This is a genomic window from Nonomuraea sp. NPDC050790 (genome assembly GCF_044456745.1).
GTDB lineage: Bacteria > Actinomycetota > Actinomycetes > Streptosporangiales > Streptosporangiaceae > Nonomuraea.
The window spans coordinates 1,865,390-1,881,158 of the sequence record NZ_JBITGF010000001.1; the positions used below are offsets into that span (position 1 = coordinate 1,865,390).

Genomic DNA, 15,769 nt, shown 5'->3' on the forward strand with positions numbered 1-15,769 from the left:
CCGCCTTCACGGGCCCTGACCTCGCCCGCGCCTTCACGGGCTTTGATCGCGCCGGCGCCTTCACGGGCCTTGATCTCAGTCCTCGCCCGCGGTCAGCGGGAACGTGGCGCGCACCACGAAGCCGCCGGTCAGCAGCGGTCCCGCGCTGAGCGAGCCGTGGTAGAGCCTGACCCGCTCGGTCATCCCGATCAGCCCGTGCCCGTCCGGCCCGGGAGGCGGGGCGCCGGGGCGGCCGTCGTTGCGCACGCTCACGGTCAGCGTCTCGCCCGAGTACAGCAGCGACACCTCGGCCCGCGAGCCCGGCGCGTGCTTGATGACGTTGGTGAGCGCCTCCTGGATGACGCGGTAGACGCACAGGCTCATGCCCGAGGAGAGCGCCCGCCGCTCGCCGCCGGCACGCACCGCCGTCTCGACTCCCGCCGCCCGCACGCGTTGCACCAGGCCGTCGAGGTGATCGAGGCTCGGCGCCGCGCAGTACGGCTCCGCCGTACCGTCGTCCAGCTCGATGCGCAGCACCGTCAGCATGCGGCGCATCTCGGCCAGCGCCTCGCCGCTGGTCTCGGCGATGGTGCGCAGCGTGTCCTCGGCGGTGTCCGGGTCGGAGCGGATGACGTAGTGGCCGAGGCCCGCCTGGACGGAGACGACCGACATGTGGTGGGCCACGACGTCGTGCAGTTCCCGCGCGATGCGCACCCGCTCCTCGGTGACCGCCTGCCTGGCCGCCACCGCCTTCTCCCTGCGCAACTGGTCGGCCAGGTCGGCGAGCTGGGCGTTGCGGACCTTGAGCGTGCGCATGCCGAACGCGAACGCGACGGTCCAGCCGATGACGACGAGGGAGTACCAGACCGCGGGAAGGGCCCGCCCGGGCAGGGCGTTGGCGTAGATCCACTCGGCCAGCACGAGCAGGCCCGCGGGCACGGCGGCGCGGCGGGAGTGGTGGACGACAACGGAGTACAGCGCGAGCAGCGGGCCCATCGAGTTCGCCCCGTAGTGGAAGCCCATGGCGTGATAGGCGAACGCGGCGGCGCAGGAGATCGCCAGCACCGGGACCGGCCGCCGCCTGCGCCAGGTGAGCGGCATGTTGGCCAGCGCGCAGAGCAGGAGCGCGAAGGCGTCCGGCGGGCGGTCGAGCGGGTGCGGGTCGAGCACGGGCCACGCCCAGGAGCCCCAGGTCAGCGCCGTGGCGACCAGGCCGTCGACGAGCGTGGGGCGGTCTCTGAGGAGGGCGGCGCCGTCCACGGTGATGCGCGCCGGGGCCTTCCTGAGGGCGGGCGCGGGGGGCTTGCCGGCGATGAGTTCCGCGGCCTTTCTGACGTGGGCGGCGAGGGTCGCGGGAGGGGGTTCGGGGGGCATCGTTACCGTTCGGCTTGCTCGTGCTGTGCCGACATGTCAGGCTTTGCTGGAAGATCACGCTCTGCTGGAAGACCTCGAAGGCCCGTGCCGGACGACTGGCTGGTGACACTCATATGATCAAGGTGCTGGTCGCCGACGATCAGGTCCTGATCCGCGCCGGTCTGGCCGCACTCATCCGCGCCGCGCCCGGTCTCGAGGTCGTCGGCGAGGCGAGCGACGGCGAGGAGGCGGTGGCGCTGGCCGCCTCGACCCGGCCCGACGTCATCCTCATGGACATCCGCATGCCCGTCTCCGACGGCATCAGCGCGACCCGGCAGATCCTGGCCGCCGCGGAGCAGCCGCCGCCCCAAGTGCTCATCCTGACCACCTTCGACATCGACGAGTACGTCTACCAGGCGCTGCGCGCGGGCGCGTGCGGCTTCCTGCTGAAGGAGACCCAGCCGGAGCGGCTGCTGGCCGCCATCCGGACCGTGGCCGCCGGTGACAGCCTCCTGTCCCCCGGTCTCATCCAGCGCCTCATCGAGACCTTCCAGCCCGAGCAGGACGCCGCCGCGCCCATCCCCGACCTGGCGCCGCTCACCGGCCGCGAGACCGAGGTGCTCACGCTCGTGGGCCGGGCGCTGTCCAACGGCGAGATCGCCACGCGGCTGGTCGTGAGCGAGGCCACCGTCAAGACCCACCTCAACCGGGCGATGGCCAAGCTGGGGCTGTCCAGCCGGGCCCAGGCGGTGGCCTTCGCCTACGAGTGCGGGCTGGTGGCGCCCCGGCGCCAGTGACCGGCGGCAGACGGCCCCGCCCCCGTGCGGGCCGCCGGGCCATCGACGCGGGCGGTCTTCGGTGCCGAGCGTTCACCCCGTCAGGCTAGGAGGAGATCACCTCACCTCCCATACCGCGGAAGGCCGAACTTTCCCTGCGACTTCGGCGGTACAGGGGTCGGCCTTCCGCGGTATGCGCTCAGCAGTTCTGGCCGCTGACGATGTCGGGTGACGGCAGGTGGTTCACGTTCTGGCAGAAATAGCTGCCGGCGGGGATGGTGATGGTGCCGTACGTGCCGGTGCCCGACCCGGTGCAGCCCGAGGCGATGATGTAGTAGCCGAGCAGGTCGGACATGAGGAACCGGGTACCGCTCGTGCAGGTGTAGTTCGCGTCCGCCGAGGCCGGCGTGACGGTTGCCGCGCCCGCGAGGACCGTCGCCGCGAGGACGACGACGATCCGCTTGACCAGGGTGTTCATGAAGTGCCCTTTCCCGCGGTGAGGTACGGACGCCCGCATCCCTACCCGCCACCGCCGCCGCCGACCTGACCGCCGCTGTCCAGAACCGGTCATCGCCGGCTCGCCACCGCCATCCCCAGGTACGGCACCGCAACCAGCGCGACCAGCGCCCACAGCGGCGCCCACCCCTCGCCGAACCCGATGTAGGCGAACACCCCGAGCGCCGCCACCTCGGAGCCCAGCCCGGCGATCGAGGTGACGGTCGCCCGCGCCTCGTCGCCGATCGTGTCCTGGAGCCGCGCGTCCAGCACCGCGACAGCCCAGTAGAAGGCGGCGAAAGCCACCGCGATGGCAACGAACCCCACCCACAGCCCAACCGCCCCACCCCCAAGCCCACCCGGGCCGGTCAGGGTGGCGCCGCCGGCCAGGGTCAGTGCTCCGGCCGCCAGGACCAGGGGCAGCAGCCGGGCTCCGTGCCCGGCCAGCCAGCCGCCCGCCGCGGTCCCCGCGATCACCAGCCCGACCAGCAGCGGGATCACCGGCGTGCCCGCCCCGCCGGAGGCGGCCAGGAGCGGCAGGTACTCGTCGAGCGAGGCGAGCCCGGTCACCACCGCGAGGATCAGCAGCAGCCGGCGCACGACCGGCGCCCGCCGTACCTCGGAAAGGCCGGTGCGCAGGACGGACAGGTACGACCCGTCGGAACGAGCGGCGGCGGGCGGGCGCGACTCGGGCAGCAGCAGGCCGGCGAGCGCGCCCAGCAGGCCGACCGCGACGCTGGCCAGCCCGACAGCGAGGTAGCCACCTGCGGCGAGCACGGGCGCGGCCAGCAGGGAGGCCGCGACGGCGGCGACCGAGGCGAGCGCCTCCGAGCGGCCGATCAGCCGCGCGTAGTCGCCGGGCCGGCCCAGGCGGCCCAGTTCCTCGTAGACCAGCGCCTGCAGCGTGCCCGACTGCATGGCGCCCCCCGCGCCCCACAGCACGAACCCGGCGGCGAAGGCCCAGTACGACGGCACGAACGTCCAGAGCGCGAACCCGGCCGAGATGAGCAGCGGCGCGAGCACCAGCAGGCGCCTGCGGGAGAAGCGGTCGGCCCACACGCTGGAGGGCAGCTCCAGCACGAACGCGGCGACCGACCAGATCGCGAACAGCGAGGAGATCTCGGCGGAGGAAAGGCCGGTCGCGGTGAAGTAGACCGCGTAGACCGGGTAGAAGAGGACGAAGTCCGCAACGAAGGTGTAGGCGTAAAGCCTCGGTTCAGGTCAATGTCGTCGTCGCATGCCATCACGGTACAGAAAATTCCGCCAGGATGTGTCCGGGCGGGCCGCGCGGCTCCGACGTCCCGGGTGAGAGGCGCCAGGGCGGCGCCGGTCACGGAAGAGGGAACACCATGAAGTACATGATCATGCTTTTCGCGTCCCAGCAGGACTACGACGCGATGGCGGGCAAGGGCAGTGCGGGCAACCCCGCCTGGACGGCCGAGGACTTCGCCGCGATGACCGCGTTCATGGGCGCCTGGAACCAGGAGCTCGTCGAGTCCGGCGAGTTCGTCGACGCGCGCGGCCTGGCCGCACCGGTCCACACCCGCCGGGTCGGCAACAAGGAGGGCGTGCCGTTCGTCACCGACGGCCCCTACCCCGAGACCACCGAGGTTCTGGCCGGGTACACGATCGTCGAGTGCGCGGGCTTCGACCGGGCCACCGAGCTCGCCGCCCGGCTGGCCGACTGCCCGGCACCGGACGACGCGCGGGCCAGGGCGTACGCGGAGATCCGCCCGATCGTCGACGGCGCCGACGACCACCTGGTCTAGTGGCGGACGACCCGGCCGAGGACCTGCTGCGCGAGCTGGCGCCGCAGGTCCTCGGCGCGCTCGTGCGCCGCTACGGCCACTTCGACCTGGCCGAGGACGCCGTCCAGGAGGCGCTCATCGCCGCCGCGGGCCAGTGGCCGCAGGAGGGGGTCCCTGACAACCCCCGCGCCTGGCTGATCACCGTCGCCTCCAGGCGGCTGACCGACCTGCTGCGCAGCGAGCAGGCCAGGCGGCGGCGCGAGGACGAGGTCGCCACCTGGGCGCTGCCCGGCGTGCCGCCGCGGCCGGACGGCGACGACACGCTGATCCTGCTGTTCCTGTGCTGCCATCCGGCGCTCGCGCCGAACCTTCAGGTGGCGCTCACGCTGCGCTCGGTCGGCGGCCTGACCACGCGGGAGATCGCCCGCGCGTTCTTCGTGCCGGAGCCGACCATGGCCCGGCGCATCACCCGCGCCAAGGAGCGCGTCAAGGCCAGCGGCGTGCCTTTCCGGCTGCCCGCGCCGGCCGAGCGCGGCGAGCGGCTGGCCGCCGTGCTGCGCGTGCTGTACCTGATCTTCACCGAGGGGTACGCGAGCACGTCGGGGCCGAGCCTGGTCAGGGCGGAGCTGGCGGCCGAGGCGATCAGGCTGGCCAGGATCCTTCACCGGCTGCTGCCCGGCGACGGCGAGGTGGCCGGGCTGCTGGCGCTCGTGCTGCTCACCGACGCCCGCCGTCCGGCCCGCGACGGCCCGGACGGCGAGCTGATCCCGCTGGCCGAGCAGGACCGCGGCCTCTGGCGGGCCGACCACATCGAGGAGGGCCTGGCGCTGGTCGCGGCCACGCTGCCCAGGGGGCCGGCCGGGCCGTACCAGGTGCAGGCGGCCATCGCCGCGCTCCACGACGAGGCGCCGAGTGAGCGGGAGACGGACTGGCCGCAGATCGCCGCCCTGTACGAGGTGCTGGTCGAGCTGTCGGGCAACCCGATGGCCGCGCTCAACCACGCCGTCGCGGTCGCCATGTGCCAGGGGCCACGGGCGGGGCTCGACCTGCTGGAGGGGCTGGGTGAGGATCCGCGCGTGTCGGGGCATCACCGGCTGCTGGCCGTACGGGCGCATCTGCTGGAGATGGCGGGCGCGCGTGAGGACGCGCGGGACTGCTACGAGCGCGCCGCCGCCCGCACCGCCAGCCTCCAGGAACAGCGCTATCTGTACGGCAGGGCCGCCCGCCTGACCGGCTAACGCCAGTGGTCCGGCCGGATCAGCGCGCCGGACAGCGTGGTGGCGGCGTCCCCGGCGGCGGCGTTGACCTGGAACTGGGTCAGGAACAGGCTGCCGGCCAGCCGCGCGCCCCTGACGTCGGCGCCTCTGAGGTCCGCGCCGATCAGGTCGGCCTGGCGCAGGTCCGCGCCGCGCAGGTCGGCGCCGATGAGGTAGGCGCCGCGCAGGTTGGCACCGCGCAGGTCGGCGCCCCTGAGCTTGGCGCCCATGAGGTCGGCGCCGCGGCGGTTCTTCTTCCTGCCGCCGGTCCCGGCGCGCACGAGCTCGCTGACCCGCAGCAGCAGCGTGTTGACCTCGCCGCGCTCGTGCGCCACGTCCAGTTCGAGCAGGCGCTCGGGCCGCTGCCTGGTGAGGCCGTCGACGTGGTCGAGCGCCTTGCGCAGCTCCTCGTGGACCGGCTCGGCGGCCGGGTGCCCGAGCGACTCGGCGAGGTACCACATCAGCTCGTGGAGCTGGCGCATCACCGGGAAGACGGCGAACATCTGCCCGGCCGACTCCTGCCGCCAGTCGACGCCGCCGTAGGTGACCTGCGCGACCTTCTGCCCGGCGCCGAAGCAGTCGTAGACCGTGCAGCCGGTGAAGCCCTTCTGCCGCAGCCGCGCGTGGATGCCGCAGCCGAAGTCGTCGCGGAGGTTGGGGCAGGGCCGCCCGGCCTCCTTGTCGATGGCGAAGTCCGCCGAGCGGGCGAAGGGCAGGGCCACGCAGCACAGGCCGAAGCAGTTGGCGCAGTCGGCGCGCAGGGAGTCGTCGAGCATGATGCTCCGAGGTTATCGTGCGTTCTCAGTGGGCGCGGGACTCCAGGTAGCGGCGTTCGGGCAGGCTGAGCGTGCGCTGGGCGGCGAGCCGGTACTCCTCGCGGGCCGCCGCGCGCTCGCCGGCCAGGTCGAGCAGGTGGGCGCGGACGGCGTGCAGGCGGTGGTGGCCCGACAGGTCCTTCTCCACCTCGGCCAGGCGTTCGAGCCCGGCGCGCGGGCCGTGGACCATGGCCAGTGCGACGATCCTGTTGAGCGTCACCATGGGGCCGGGGGCCAGCGTGGCCAGCAGGTCGTACAGGGTGAGGATCTGCGGCCAGTCGGTCCGCTCGGTGCTGGGCGCCTCGCCGTGGAGGGCGGCGATGGCCGCCTGCACCTGATAGGGGCCGATCGGCGCGCCGGCCAGGGCCTCGGTGACCAGCGCCACGCCCTCCTCGATGTGGTCGGCCCGCCAGAGGCCGCGGTCCTGCTCGGCCAGCGGGATCAGCTCCCCGTCCGGGCCGTCGCGGGCCGGGCGGCGGGCGTCGGTGAGCAGCATGAGCGCCAGCAGCCCGGCCACCTCGGTGTCGGCGGGCAGCAGGGCGCGCAACCGCCTGGTCAGCCGGATCGCCTCGGCGGACAGCTCCACCCGTTGCAGGTGCTCGCCCGAGCTGGCCGTGTGGCCCTCGTTGAAAATCAGGTAGAGGACGTGGCGTACCGCGGCGAGGCGCGCGCCGTACTCACCCTCCGGGGGCAGGTCGAAGGCGGCGCCCTTGATGCGCTGCTTGGCGCGGCTGATGCGCTGGGCCACCGTGCTCTCCGGGACCAGCAGCGCGCGCCCGATCTCCGCGGTCGTCAGGCCGCCGACCGCGCGCAGCGTCAGCGCCACCTGCGAGGTCGTGGTGAGCGCCGGATGGCAGCACAGCATGAGCAGGGTCAGCCCGTCGTCGTCGCCGGTGACCCTCGGCGGTTCCTGCGGCTCCAGCGCCGCCGAGTTCTCCTCGCGCCGGCGCCGCGCCGACTCCGCGCGCAGGGCCTCGATGCGCCGCCGCGAGGCGACCGTGATCAGCCAGCCCTTCGGGTGATCGGGCAGCCCCTCCTCCGGCCACTGCACGGCCGCGGCCAGCAGCGCCTCCTGGACCGCGTCCTCGCAGGCGTCGAAGTCGCCGTAACGCCGCACGAGCGCGCCCAGGACCTGCGGGGCCAGCTCGCGCAGCAGTTCGTTCACAGGAAGTCGCTCAGCTCGACGACCGGGCGGACCTCGACGCGCATGAACCGCGCCTCCGGCACCCGCGCGGCCGTCTCGATCGCGCGGCGCTCGCTGTCGCACTCGATCAGGTAGATGCCCGCCAGGTACTCCTTCACCTCGGCGAACGGCCCGTCGCTCACCACCACCTCGCCCTCGCTGACGGTGACCGACTTGGCGGCCGACGGCTGGGCCAGTGCGGCGTTGGCGATCAGTTCCCCAGAGGCGGCCAGGTCGGCGGTGAGCTTCGCGTAGGCGTCCAGGCCGGCCGAGCGCTGCTCGACCGGGAGCGAGTCCCAGACCTGGCGGGTCTCGGCGTTGCCGTAAATCAGGATCAGATACTTCACCCTGCCGAGCGTAGTCTCGCTGGCGCTACCCGCCGGTCAGGCGGACACTGGTCCGGTGATGACCGCACGCAGCGAGCCGCTCTCGACGTCGCGGCCGGAACGGCGCACCGCCCTGGACGCCCTGCGGGCCATGGTCGTCGTCGGGCTGGTGTTCTTCCACTCCTCCCTGGTCTTCGACGAAGGCAGCGACTTCTACGTCAAGAACGCCGACACCACCGGCGTCACGATGATCTTCGCGGGGCTGGCGGTCGTGTGGGCGATGCCCCTGCTCTTCCTCATCGCCGGGGTGGGCGCGTGGCACTCGCTGGCCAAGCGCGGTCCCGGCGGGTTCGCGCTGGAGCGGCTGCTGCGGCTGGGGGTGCCGCTGGTCTTCGCCACGCTGGCCATGCTGCCGATCCCGCAGTGGCTGCGGTTACGCTCCCAGCCCGGCCACCACGAGTCCTACTGGGAGTTCCTTCCCGGCTTCTTCACCGTCCACCTGGAGTGGGGGAAGTTCCCCTTCGTGCTGCAGGGCCGTTACTTCGAGACCGGGCACCTGTGGTTCGTCCTGCTGCTGCTGACGTTCGCGCTGCTGCTGGTCCCGCTGGTGCGCTGGGTGCCGGCCGCGCGGGCGCGCGCCGCGTGCGAGCGGATGGCGGCGCTGGCGAACCGGCGCGGCGCGATCCTGCTGCCCGGCCTGCTGCTGGGGGCCGCCTGCGCGCTGCTCGGCATCGAGCAGGAGTACGGCGGCTGGCACCACTGGACCTACCTGCTCTTCTTCGCGGGCGGCTTCGTGTTCGCCGCCGACGGCCGCTTCCGCGCGGCGATGCGCCGCGACGCCAGGCTCGCGCTGGTGGCGGGCGTCGTCTCCTTCCTGGCGGGCGCGCCCGCGTTCATCGTCGCGGGTGACGCGATGTTCTCGGCGATGACGCCGTTCGCGCTGGGCGCCAGGGTCCTGTACGGCGTGGCGGGCTGGTCCTGCGTCGTCGCCATCATGGGCCTGCTAGACCGGCCCCGGGCCGCGGTCGAGCCGTCGCCCTCCGGCGCCGACTCCTCGCCGTCCGGCGGCAGCCGGTTCTACGCCTATCTGGCGCCCGCCGTCCTGCCCCTGTACGTGCTCCACCAGCCGGTCGTGGTGACGGTGGCCTTCTTCGTGGTGTCGTGGCACCTGCCGCTGGCGGTGAAGCTGGCCGTGGTGGTGCTGGCGTCGCTGGCGATCATCTTCGCCCTTTACGACGTGGCGGTCCGCCGTACCAGGGTCACCCGGTTCCTGTTCGGCATGCGCGTCTAGCCTTTGCTCCGGTAGCGGCGCTGGCGGCAGGCGCGGGAGCAGTACGTGCGGCGGCGGCCCCGAGCCGGCTGGGTGAGCGGGATGGCGCAGCCGGCGCAGATTTCGTCACGCGTGGGCGGCTTTTCGTCACGCCCGCGCGGGGTGTGGCGCATGAGCTCCGCCTCCAGGTCGGGGCACTGGCCCACGATGTCGTCGTCCGGGCACCGGAGCAGGTGCAGCAGGTAGCCGTGGGCGGCGCGCAGCCGTTCGATCCGCTCCTCGATCAGGGCGGCCTGGCCGCGGACCGTGGCGTGCCAGTCGCGGTCCCGGCCGCCCGAGGTCACCACGGCCGCCTGGTCGAGTGGCATCGCGCCGACGACGCTGCACAGGTAGGCGAGGCCGATGCGGCGTAGTTCCGTCTCGGTGTAGACGCGGCGGCCGTTGACGCGCGGCGGCTCGGGGAGCACGCCCTGCGACTCCCACCAGCGCAGCGTCGAGGGGGCGAGGTCGTACAGGGCCGCCGCCTGGCCGATCGAGAGGCCGTTCATGGAGCCATTTGACATCAAGTCGCCTTCAGGTCACAAGATCCTGGTGAGGTCAGGCTTACCTAAGAGGGGAACGAGGACTTGAGCAGCCCATCAGAGGATCAGCCCGTCGCCCCGCTCGCGAAGGCCGGGGCGCTGGCGCGGCTGTTCGCCCCGATCCGCGGCCATCTCGTGGTCTGCGCGGTCCTTTCCGCCTTCGGCGCGGCGGCGGGCATCGTGCCGTACGTCGCCGTCGCCGAGATCGCCCGCGTCATGCTCGGCGCGGCGGACCCCGCCGCCATCTGGGCCTGGGTGGGCATCGGCGCCGCGGGAGCCGGGCTGTGGCTGGTGCTGTTCGTACAGTCCTCCCGGGTGGGGCACTACGCGGACGCGGCGATCCTGCACGAACTGCGCGTACGCATCGTGCGCCACCTCGGCGCGCTGCCCCTGGGCTGGTTTCGCGCCTCGGGCTCCGGACGGGTGAAACGGGCGATGACGGGCGACCTGGAGGAGATGCACGAGGTCATCGCGCACGCCCTCGGCCAGTTGACCGGGGCGGTCACGGTGACGGTCGTCGCGGCGGCCTACCTGTCGTCCGTCGACGTCCGCATGGCGGTGATCGCGCTGGGCGTCCTCGGCCTGATGGGGATCTTCTACCGCGTCTCGATGCGCTCCATGACCACCCACATGAACCGGCTGATCGCCGCCGACGCCCGGATCAGCGCCGCCAGCGTCGAGTACGCCGACGGGATCCAGGTGGTCAAGACGTTCGGGACCGGGGGGCGGGTGCTGCGGCGCTTCGACGAGGCGGTGGACGAGCACACCGAGGCGTTCGCCGCGTGGGTCGCCGAGGTGCGGCACAGTTCGGCGCTCTCCCGGCTGCTCGGCTCCGAGATGGCCGTCCTCGCCGTCGTCACCGCCGCCGGGCTGGCCTTCCTCGGGAGCGGGTCGCTCACGGTCGCCGATCTGGTGGCGTTCCTGGTCGTCGCGATCGGGCTGCCGAACTCGATTCTGCCCGCCGTGACCGCCGCCCAGGGCGTACGCAAGGGCCGGATGGGTGCGGCCAACATCGAGCGGCTGCTGGCGCGCCCGCCGCTGCCCGAGCCCGCGCGCCCGGCGAGCCCACGGGGTCACGGCGTGGAGTTCGACCGCGTGACGTTCTCCTACGACGGCGTGACCAACGCCGTCGAGGACGTCAGCGCCGTCTGCCCGCCCGGACAGGTGACCGCGATCGTGGGGCCGTCCGGCGCGGGCAAGACGACGCTGGCGAGCCTGCTGCCGCGCTTCTACGACGTCACGGACGGGGCGATCAGGATCGGCGGCGCCGACGTGCGCTCGATCCCGTCGCGGGAACTGCTCGCGTCGATGTCGCTGGTGTTCCAGGACGTCGCGCTGCTGCGCGACAGCGTGGCGGAGAACATCCGCATCGGCCGGCCGGGGGCGAGCGACGCCGAGGTACGCGCTGCCGCGACCGCCGCCCACGTCCACGACGTGATCGAACGGCTGCCCGAGGGCTACGCCACGCTCCTCGACGCGGGCGGCGGCAGCCTGTCGGGAGGCGAGCGGCAGCGGGTGACGATCGCGCGGGCGATCCTGTCGGGGGCGCCGATCGTGGTGCTGGACGAGGCGACGGCCGCGCTGGACCCCGACAGCGAGGCGGCGGTCCAGGACGCGCTGGCCGCCCTGGCGACCGGCAAGACGGTGATCGTGATCGCCCACCGGCTGCACACGATCGCGGGCGCCGGCCAGATCCTCGTGCTGGACCGGGGACGGCTGGTCGAGAGCGGCGTCCACGCCGACCTCCTGACCCGCGGCGGCCTCTACGCCCGCATGTGGTCCGCCCAGGAAGGAGCTTTCGCATGACTTGCCGTGCCCTGGATGTGGGCTTCGGTCGTCGCATGTCCCCGACGCGGGCTGGAGGCTTCGCATGATCCGGCGGCTTTACCGGCTGTGGCCGGAGCCCAGGCTGCTGGCCCGGCTGTGGCTGCTCACCGCGGCGCAGGCGGTGCTGCAGGGGCTGCTGCTCGGCCTGCTCGTGCCGATCCTCGGCGCCGTCGTCAGGCCGGAGCCCGATCTCGGCGCCGCCACACCGTGGCTCGTGCTCGGGGCGGCGGGCGCGCTGGCGTACGCGGTGCTGAGCGTCGTCGCCACCCCGGTCGGGTTCAAGGCGGCGGGCGTGCTGGCGGCGCAGCTACGGCGGGCGCTGATGCGCCACGTGAGCGCGCTGCCGCTGGGGTGGTTCACCGCCGGCAACAAGACGCGGCTCGCGCGGGGCGTCACCGCCGACGTCGGCGACGCCGCGCACCTGGCCGTGACCGTGGCCGGTCCCGCGATCACCTCGACGCTGCTGCCCGCGACGATCGTCGCGGTGACCTTCACCGTGGACCCGCGGATGGCGCTGCTGCTCTGCGCGATCGCGCTGGCCGCCTTCTGGGCGCTACGGCGGGCCGCGCGGATCGCCGAACTGGCCGAGATCGAGCTGGAGCGGGCCTCGGCCGAGGTCGCCGGACGGGCGATCGAGCTCGGCCAGGCGCAGCCGGTCCTGCGCGCGGCGGGCCACGCCGACGGCACGCCCAGGCTGCGCGCCGCGCTGGCCGGCCACCGCGAGACCTACCGCGACGGCATGCGCCGCGCCCGGCGACCCTTCTTCGTCTACACCGGCGTGATCATGGCGGGGTTCGTCGCGGTGCTGGCGCTGGCGGCCTGGCTGGTGCTCGGCGGCCACGTCACGGTCCCGGCGGCGATCGCGCTCCTCGTCCTGGCCGCCCGCTTCCTGGAGCCGCTCGGCAACCTCATCGACCTCATCGGCGCCCTGCGCGCTCTCACGAACAAGATCAGCCGCATCGAGGAGCTCCTCGCCACCCCCGCGCTGCCGGCCCCGGCCGCCCCGGTGCGCGGCATCGACACGGCCGAGGTCGAGCTCTCGCGGGTCGGCTTCACCTACCCCGGCGGCGAGTCCCCCGCGCTGCGCGAGGTGTCGCTGCGCTGCCTGCCCGGAACCACCACCGCCCTGGTCGGGCCGTCGGGATCGGGCAAGACCACGGTGACCAGGCTCATCGCCCGCTTCTTCGACGTCGACGCCGGGCAGGTGCGCCTCGGCGGCGTGGACGTGCGCGACCTCGACCCCGCCGTCCTGCTCGACGAGATCGCCATCGTCTTCCAGGACGTCTACCTGTTCGACGACACCATCGAGGACAACCTCCGCCTGGCCCGCCCGGACGCGACCTGGGACGACCTCGAGGAGGCGGCCCGCGCGGCCCGGCTCGACGAGGTGATCGAGCGCCTGCCCGACGGCTGGCGCACCCGGGTGGGCGAGGCGGGAGCACAGCTCTCCGGCGGCGAACGCCAGCGGGTCGCGATCGCCCGCGCGATGCTCAAGCGGGCGCGCATCGTGCTGGTGGACGAGGCCGGTTCCGCGCTCGACCCCGAGAACGAGGCGGCGATCTCCCAGGCCATAGCCAACCTGGGCGCCGACCCCGCCCGCACGGTGATCGTGATCGCCCACCGCCCCGCCACCCTGTCCGCCGCCGACCAGGTCGTCTCGCTGGACGCGGGCCATGTGGCCGAAACCGGCACCCCCGCGGAGCTGCTCCGCACGGGCGGCGCCTTCGCGCGCCTTTCCCACCAGAATGACCGCGTACGGCACTGGCGCATCGCCACCCAGGACGAAATGCCACACCCTTGACCGGAGGACCACCCCGGCCTTCGGACCAACCCGCGGGCGGGACGGACCCCGCCCTGGCCCCGGGTCCCACGGTCCTTCCTGGCCCTAGGCCCCCTCAGGCCGCGGGCAGACCTGGCCGGAGAACACTCGCGGGTCCAGGGGACGAGGTCGAAGGGTCCGAGGGTCCGAGGGTCGGGGGATCGGGAGGCCGGGGTTCCGGAGGTCGGAGGTCGGAGGTCCGAGGATCCGGGCACGAGGGGTTGGGGTTGGGGGGTCTGGTGCTAGTGGTTGAAGACGATCAGCTGGCGGAGGGCGGTGCCGTTGGCCAGGTGGTCCATGGCCTCGTTGATGTCGGACAGGCCGATCCGGGCCGACACCAGCTTCTCCACCGGCAGCCTGCCCTCGCGCCACATCCGCGCGAACACCGGCACGTCGCGCCCCGGCAATGCCGAGCCCAGGTAACTGCCGATGATGGTGCGGCCCTCGGCCACCAGTGCCAGTGGTGAGATGGCGGCGCGGGCGTGGGGTGCGGGCAGGCCCACGCTGACGGTGCGCCCGCCGGGCGCGGTGGCGCTCACCGCGGTCTCGAACGCCTGGGCGCTGCCCGCCGCCTCCACCACGACCTCGGCCCTGGCCGGCAGGTCGGCGGGGCCGTACACCTCGTGGGCGCCCAGTTCGCGGGCGGCGGCGAGCTTGGCCGGGTTGGCGTCCACGCCGACGACCCTGATGTCGTCGAGGGCCAGGGCGGTGAGCAGCGCCGCCATGCCGACGCCGCCCAGACCGACGACCATGACGGTCTGCCCGGCGCGCGGGCGGCCGGCGTTGAGGACGGCGCCGCCGCCGGTCAGTACGGCGCAGCCGAGCAGGGCGGCGACCTCGGGCGGCACGTCGTCCTCGACCGGGACGGCCGAGCGGTGGTCGACGACCGTGTGGGTGGCGAAGGCCGACACCCCGAGGTGGTGCAGCACGGGCGTCCCGTCACGGTGCTGGCGGACCGCGCCGCTGAGGAGGGTTCCGGCGTTGTTGGCGGCGCTGCCCGGAGCGCAGGGCGCGAGGCCGTCGGTGGCGCAGCCGTCGCAGCCGCCGCATCTGGGCAGGAACGTCATGACGACGCGCTGTCCCGGAGCCACGTCCGCGCCTGGGCCCGACTGTTCCACTACGCCGGCCGCCTCGTGGCCGAGGAGCATGGGCAGCGGCCGTACCCGGTTGCCGTCGACCACGGACAGGTCGGAGTGGCACACGCCCGCCGCCTCCACGCGCACGAGCAGTTCGCCTGGCCCCGGCGGGTCGAGGTCGAGGTCGCAGACCGACAGCGGCCGGGTCTGCGCGTACGGCCGCGCCCGGCCGATCTCCTCCAGGACAGCTCCGCGAATCCGCATCAGATCGCCCTTCTTGTCGAGAGGTTGGCCAGCAGCACCCCGCCGCCGCCCAGCACGAGCCCGGCGACCGCGAGCGGCGACAGCGGCTGCCCGGCCAGCGACCAGGCCATCACGGCGGTCACCGCGGGGGTCAGGAAGAACAGCGTGCTCACCCGGCTGGCGGGCGAGCGCAGCAGCATCCGGTTGAGCAGAATGAACGCCGCGATCGAGTTGACCAGCGCCATCCAGCCCACCGACAGCCCGAAGGCGGCCCAGTCGTACACCTGGACCGGCCCGAACGCCAGCCACGCCAGCCCGGTGACGGGCGCGCTGACGAGCAGTTGGACCGCGGTGCCGCTGAGCGCGTCCATGCGGGGTACGAAGCGTTGCTGGTAGAGGGTGCCCGCGCTGAGCCCGGCCAGCCCGAGCAGGCACAGCGCCACTCCGGAGGCCGACAGGCTGATGCGGTCGGCGACGGCCAGCACCACCCCGGCCAGACCGAGCGCGAACCCGGCCAGTTGCCCGGCGCCGATCCGCTCCCCCAGCAGGCGCGCGGCCAGCACGATGACGACCGGGTTCAGCCCCTGCACCAGGGAGACGAGCGCGGCGGGCAGGCCGGTGCCGAGCGCGCTGAAGAAGGCGCCGAACTGCACCGCCTGGATCAGCAGCCCGGCGACGGCCACATGGGCGAGGTCCCGTCCGCGCGGCCACGGCACCCGCCTGATCAGCGCGTACGCGCCCAGCAGCACCCCTGCCACGGCGAACCTGGCGAACATCAGCAGCAGCGGCGGCGCCGCCTTCACCCCCGGGATGCCCGCGATGAAGGCGCTGCTCCACAGGACGACGAACACCGCCGGCGCCGGCGACCACCGCCGCGGCCACCCGGCCCGCCACCGGTCCCGCCGGGCGGGCGCGGCGTCCCGCACGCGGGCAGACGTCATCGAGCAGTCCTTCCAGAGAGGGGTACGTCCAGGACGGAGGCACCTCACGGCAGAGGCGTATCCAGGACAGGGGCAGGTCCA

General features: G+C 73.5%; 14 protein-coding genes and 1 pseudogene. 6 read left to right on the forward strand and 9 right to left on the reverse strand.

Annotated features, from left to right (window positions below):
- Window positions 1-75: 75 nt before the first annotated feature.
- Window positions 76-1,353, reverse strand: a complete 1,278-nt coding sequence (locus tag ACIBEJ_RS08380) for a sensor histidine kinase (RefSeq protein ID WP_397181951.1) — start codon at window positions 1,351-1,353, stop codon at window positions 76-78.
- A gap of 113 nt (window positions 1,354-1,466) precedes the next feature.
- On the opposite strand from ACIBEJ_RS08380, the gene ACIBEJ_RS08385 reads away from it, so the two are divergent.
- Window positions 1,467-2,129, forward strand: a complete 663-nt coding sequence (locus ACIBEJ_RS08385; protein WP_397181952.1) for a response regulator — start codon at window positions 1,467-1,469, stop codon at window positions 2,127-2,129.
- A 178-nt stretch (window positions 2,130-2,307) separates the two neighbouring features.
- Here ACIBEJ_RS08385 and ACIBEJ_RS08390 read toward each other — a convergent pair whose 3' ends face one another.
- The gene (locus tag ACIBEJ_RS08390; protein ID WP_397181953.1) at window positions 2,308-2,586 is read right to left on the reverse strand and encodes a hypothetical protein; all 279 of its coding nucleotides are present in this window, start codon (window positions 2,584-2,586) and stop codon (window positions 2,308-2,310) included.
- A gap of 89 nt (window positions 2,587-2,675) precedes the next feature.
- Window positions 2,676-3,779, reverse strand: a pseudogene (locus tag ACIBEJ_RS08395) (MFS transporter); the annotation flags it as partial.
- Window positions 3,780-3,961: 182 nt separating this feature from the next.
- Between ACIBEJ_RS08395 and ACIBEJ_RS08400 the strand changes: the two are divergent.
- Window positions 3,962-4,372 (forward strand): YciI family protein, encoded by a 411-nt coding sequence (locus ACIBEJ_RS08400; RefSeq protein ID WP_397181954.1) that lies wholly within the window; start codon window positions 3,962-3,964, stop codon window positions 4,370-4,372.
- Complete coding sequence (locus tag ACIBEJ_RS08405) at window positions 4,372-5,589, forward strand: RNA polymerase sigma factor (RefSeq protein ID WP_397181955.1); 1,218 nt, start codon at window positions 4,372-4,374, stop codon at window positions 5,587-5,589. The genes ACIBEJ_RS08400 and ACIBEJ_RS08405 overlap by 1 nt, the downstream gene beginning before the upstream one ends.
- Here ACIBEJ_RS08405 and ACIBEJ_RS08410 read toward each other — a convergent pair.
- Genes ACIBEJ_RS08410 through ACIBEJ_RS08420 form a run of 3 tightly spaced genes read right to left on the reverse strand, consistent with a single transcriptional unit; the run spans window position 5,586 to window position 7,952 of the window.
- Window positions 5,586-6,383 carry a pentapeptide repeat-containing protein gene (locus ACIBEJ_RS08410; protein WP_397181956.1) on the reverse strand — a complete coding sequence of 266 codons (798 nt, stop codon included), beginning with the start codon at window positions 6,381-6,383 and terminating at the stop codon, window positions 5,586-5,588. The two genes, ACIBEJ_RS08405 and ACIBEJ_RS08410, sit on opposite strands and share 4 nt — an antisense overlap.
- Before the next feature lie 25 nt (window positions 6,384-6,408).
- The gene (locus ACIBEJ_RS08415) at window positions 6,409-7,587 is read right to left on the reverse strand and encodes an RNA polymerase sigma factor (protein WP_397181957.1); all 1,179 of its coding nucleotides are present in this window, start codon (window positions 7,585-7,587) and stop codon (window positions 6,409-6,411) included.
- Window positions 7,584-7,952 (reverse strand): YciI family protein, encoded by a 369-nt coding sequence (locus tag ACIBEJ_RS08420; protein ID WP_397181958.1) that lies wholly within the window; start codon window positions 7,950-7,952, stop codon window positions 7,584-7,586. The genes ACIBEJ_RS08415 and ACIBEJ_RS08420 overlap by 4 nt, the downstream gene beginning before the upstream one ends.
- A gap of 58 nt (window positions 7,953-8,010) precedes the next feature.
- Here ACIBEJ_RS08420 and ACIBEJ_RS08425 point away from each other — a divergent pair, with 58 nt between their 5' ends.
- Window positions 8,011-9,222: an acyltransferase gene (locus tag ACIBEJ_RS08425; RefSeq protein ID WP_397182004.1), complete on the forward strand. Its 1,212-nt coding sequence runs from the start codon at window positions 8,011-8,013 to the stop codon at window positions 9,220-9,222.
- On the opposite strand, the gene ACIBEJ_RS08430 is transcribed toward ACIBEJ_RS08425, so the two are convergent.
- Window positions 9,219-9,749 carry a MerR family transcriptional regulator gene (locus ACIBEJ_RS08430; protein ID WP_397181959.1) on the reverse strand — a complete coding sequence of 177 codons (531 nt, stop codon included), beginning with the start codon at window positions 9,747-9,749 and terminating at the stop codon, window positions 9,219-9,221. The genes ACIBEJ_RS08425 and ACIBEJ_RS08430 overlap by 4 nt on opposite strands.
- A gap of 78 nt (window positions 9,750-9,827) precedes the next feature.
- On the opposite strand from ACIBEJ_RS08430, the gene ACIBEJ_RS08435 reads away from it, so the two are divergent.
- Window positions 9,828-11,588: an ABC transporter ATP-binding protein gene (locus ACIBEJ_RS08435; RefSeq protein WP_397181960.1), complete on the forward strand. Its 1,761-nt coding sequence runs from the start codon at window positions 9,828-9,830 to the stop codon at window positions 11,586-11,588.
- Between the two features lie 64 nt (window positions 11,589-11,652).
- A complete protein-coding gene (locus ACIBEJ_RS08440) occupies window positions 11,653-13,410 on the forward strand; it encodes an ABC transporter ATP-binding protein (protein WP_397181961.1) in 1,758 nt (585 codons plus the stop codon).
- A gap of 260 nt (window positions 13,411-13,670) precedes the next feature.
- Here ACIBEJ_RS08440 and ACIBEJ_RS08445 read toward each other — a convergent pair whose 3' ends face one another.
- Window positions 13,671-14,768, reverse strand: a complete 1,098-nt coding sequence (locus ACIBEJ_RS08445) for an alcohol dehydrogenase catalytic domain-containing protein (protein ID WP_397181962.1) — start codon at window positions 14,766-14,768, stop codon at window positions 13,671-13,673.
- On the reverse strand, window positions 14,768-15,688 hold the full coding sequence (locus tag ACIBEJ_RS08450; protein WP_397181963.1) for a DMT family transporter: 921 nt from the start codon (window positions 15,686-15,688) through the stop codon (window positions 14,768-14,770). The genes ACIBEJ_RS08445 and ACIBEJ_RS08450 overlap by 1 nt, the downstream gene beginning before the upstream one ends.
- Window positions 15,689-15,769: the final 81 nt, after the last annotated feature.

Bases quoted from the DNA above. Each gene is read 5' to 3' on its own strand.
- ACIBEJ_RS08380 (WP_397181951.1), bottom strand. From the start codon at position 1,353: ATGCCCCCCGAACCCCCTCCCGCGACCCTCGCCGCCCACGTCAGAAAG.
- ACIBEJ_RS08385 (WP_397181952.1), top strand. From the start codon at position 1,467: ATGATCAAGGTGCTGGTCGCCGACGATCAGGTCCTGATCCGCGCCGGT.
- ACIBEJ_RS08390 (WP_397181953.1), bottom strand. From the start codon at position 2,586: ATGAACACCCTGGTCAAGCGGATCGTCGTCGTCCTCGCGGCGACGGTC.
- ACIBEJ_RS08400 (WP_397181954.1), top strand. From the start codon at position 3,962: ATGATCATGCTTTTCGCGTCCCAGCAGGACTACGACGCGATGGCGGGC.
- ACIBEJ_RS08410 (WP_397181956.1), bottom strand. From the start codon at position 6,383: ATGCTCGACGACTCCCTGCGCGCCGACTGCGCCAACTGCTTCGGCCTG.
- ACIBEJ_RS08425 (WP_397182004.1), top strand. From the start codon at position 8,011: ATGACCGCACGCAGCGAGCCGCTCTCGACGTCGCGGCCGGAACGGCGC.
- ACIBEJ_RS08430 (WP_397181959.1), bottom strand. From the start codon at position 9,749: ATGAACGGCCTCTCGATCGGCCAGGCGGCGGCCCTGTACGACCTCGCC.
- ACIBEJ_RS08440 (WP_397181961.1), top strand. From the start codon at position 11,653: ATGATCCGGCGGCTTTACCGGCTGTGGCCGGAGCCCAGGCTGCTGGCC.
- ACIBEJ_RS08445 (WP_397181962.1), bottom strand. From the start codon at position 14,768: ATGCGGATTCGCGGAGCTGTCCTGGAGGAGATCGGCCGGGCGCGGCCG.
- ACIBEJ_RS08450 (WP_397181963.1), bottom strand. From the start codon at position 15,688: ATGACGTCTGCCCGCGTGCGGGACGCCGCGCCCGCCCGGCGGGACCGG.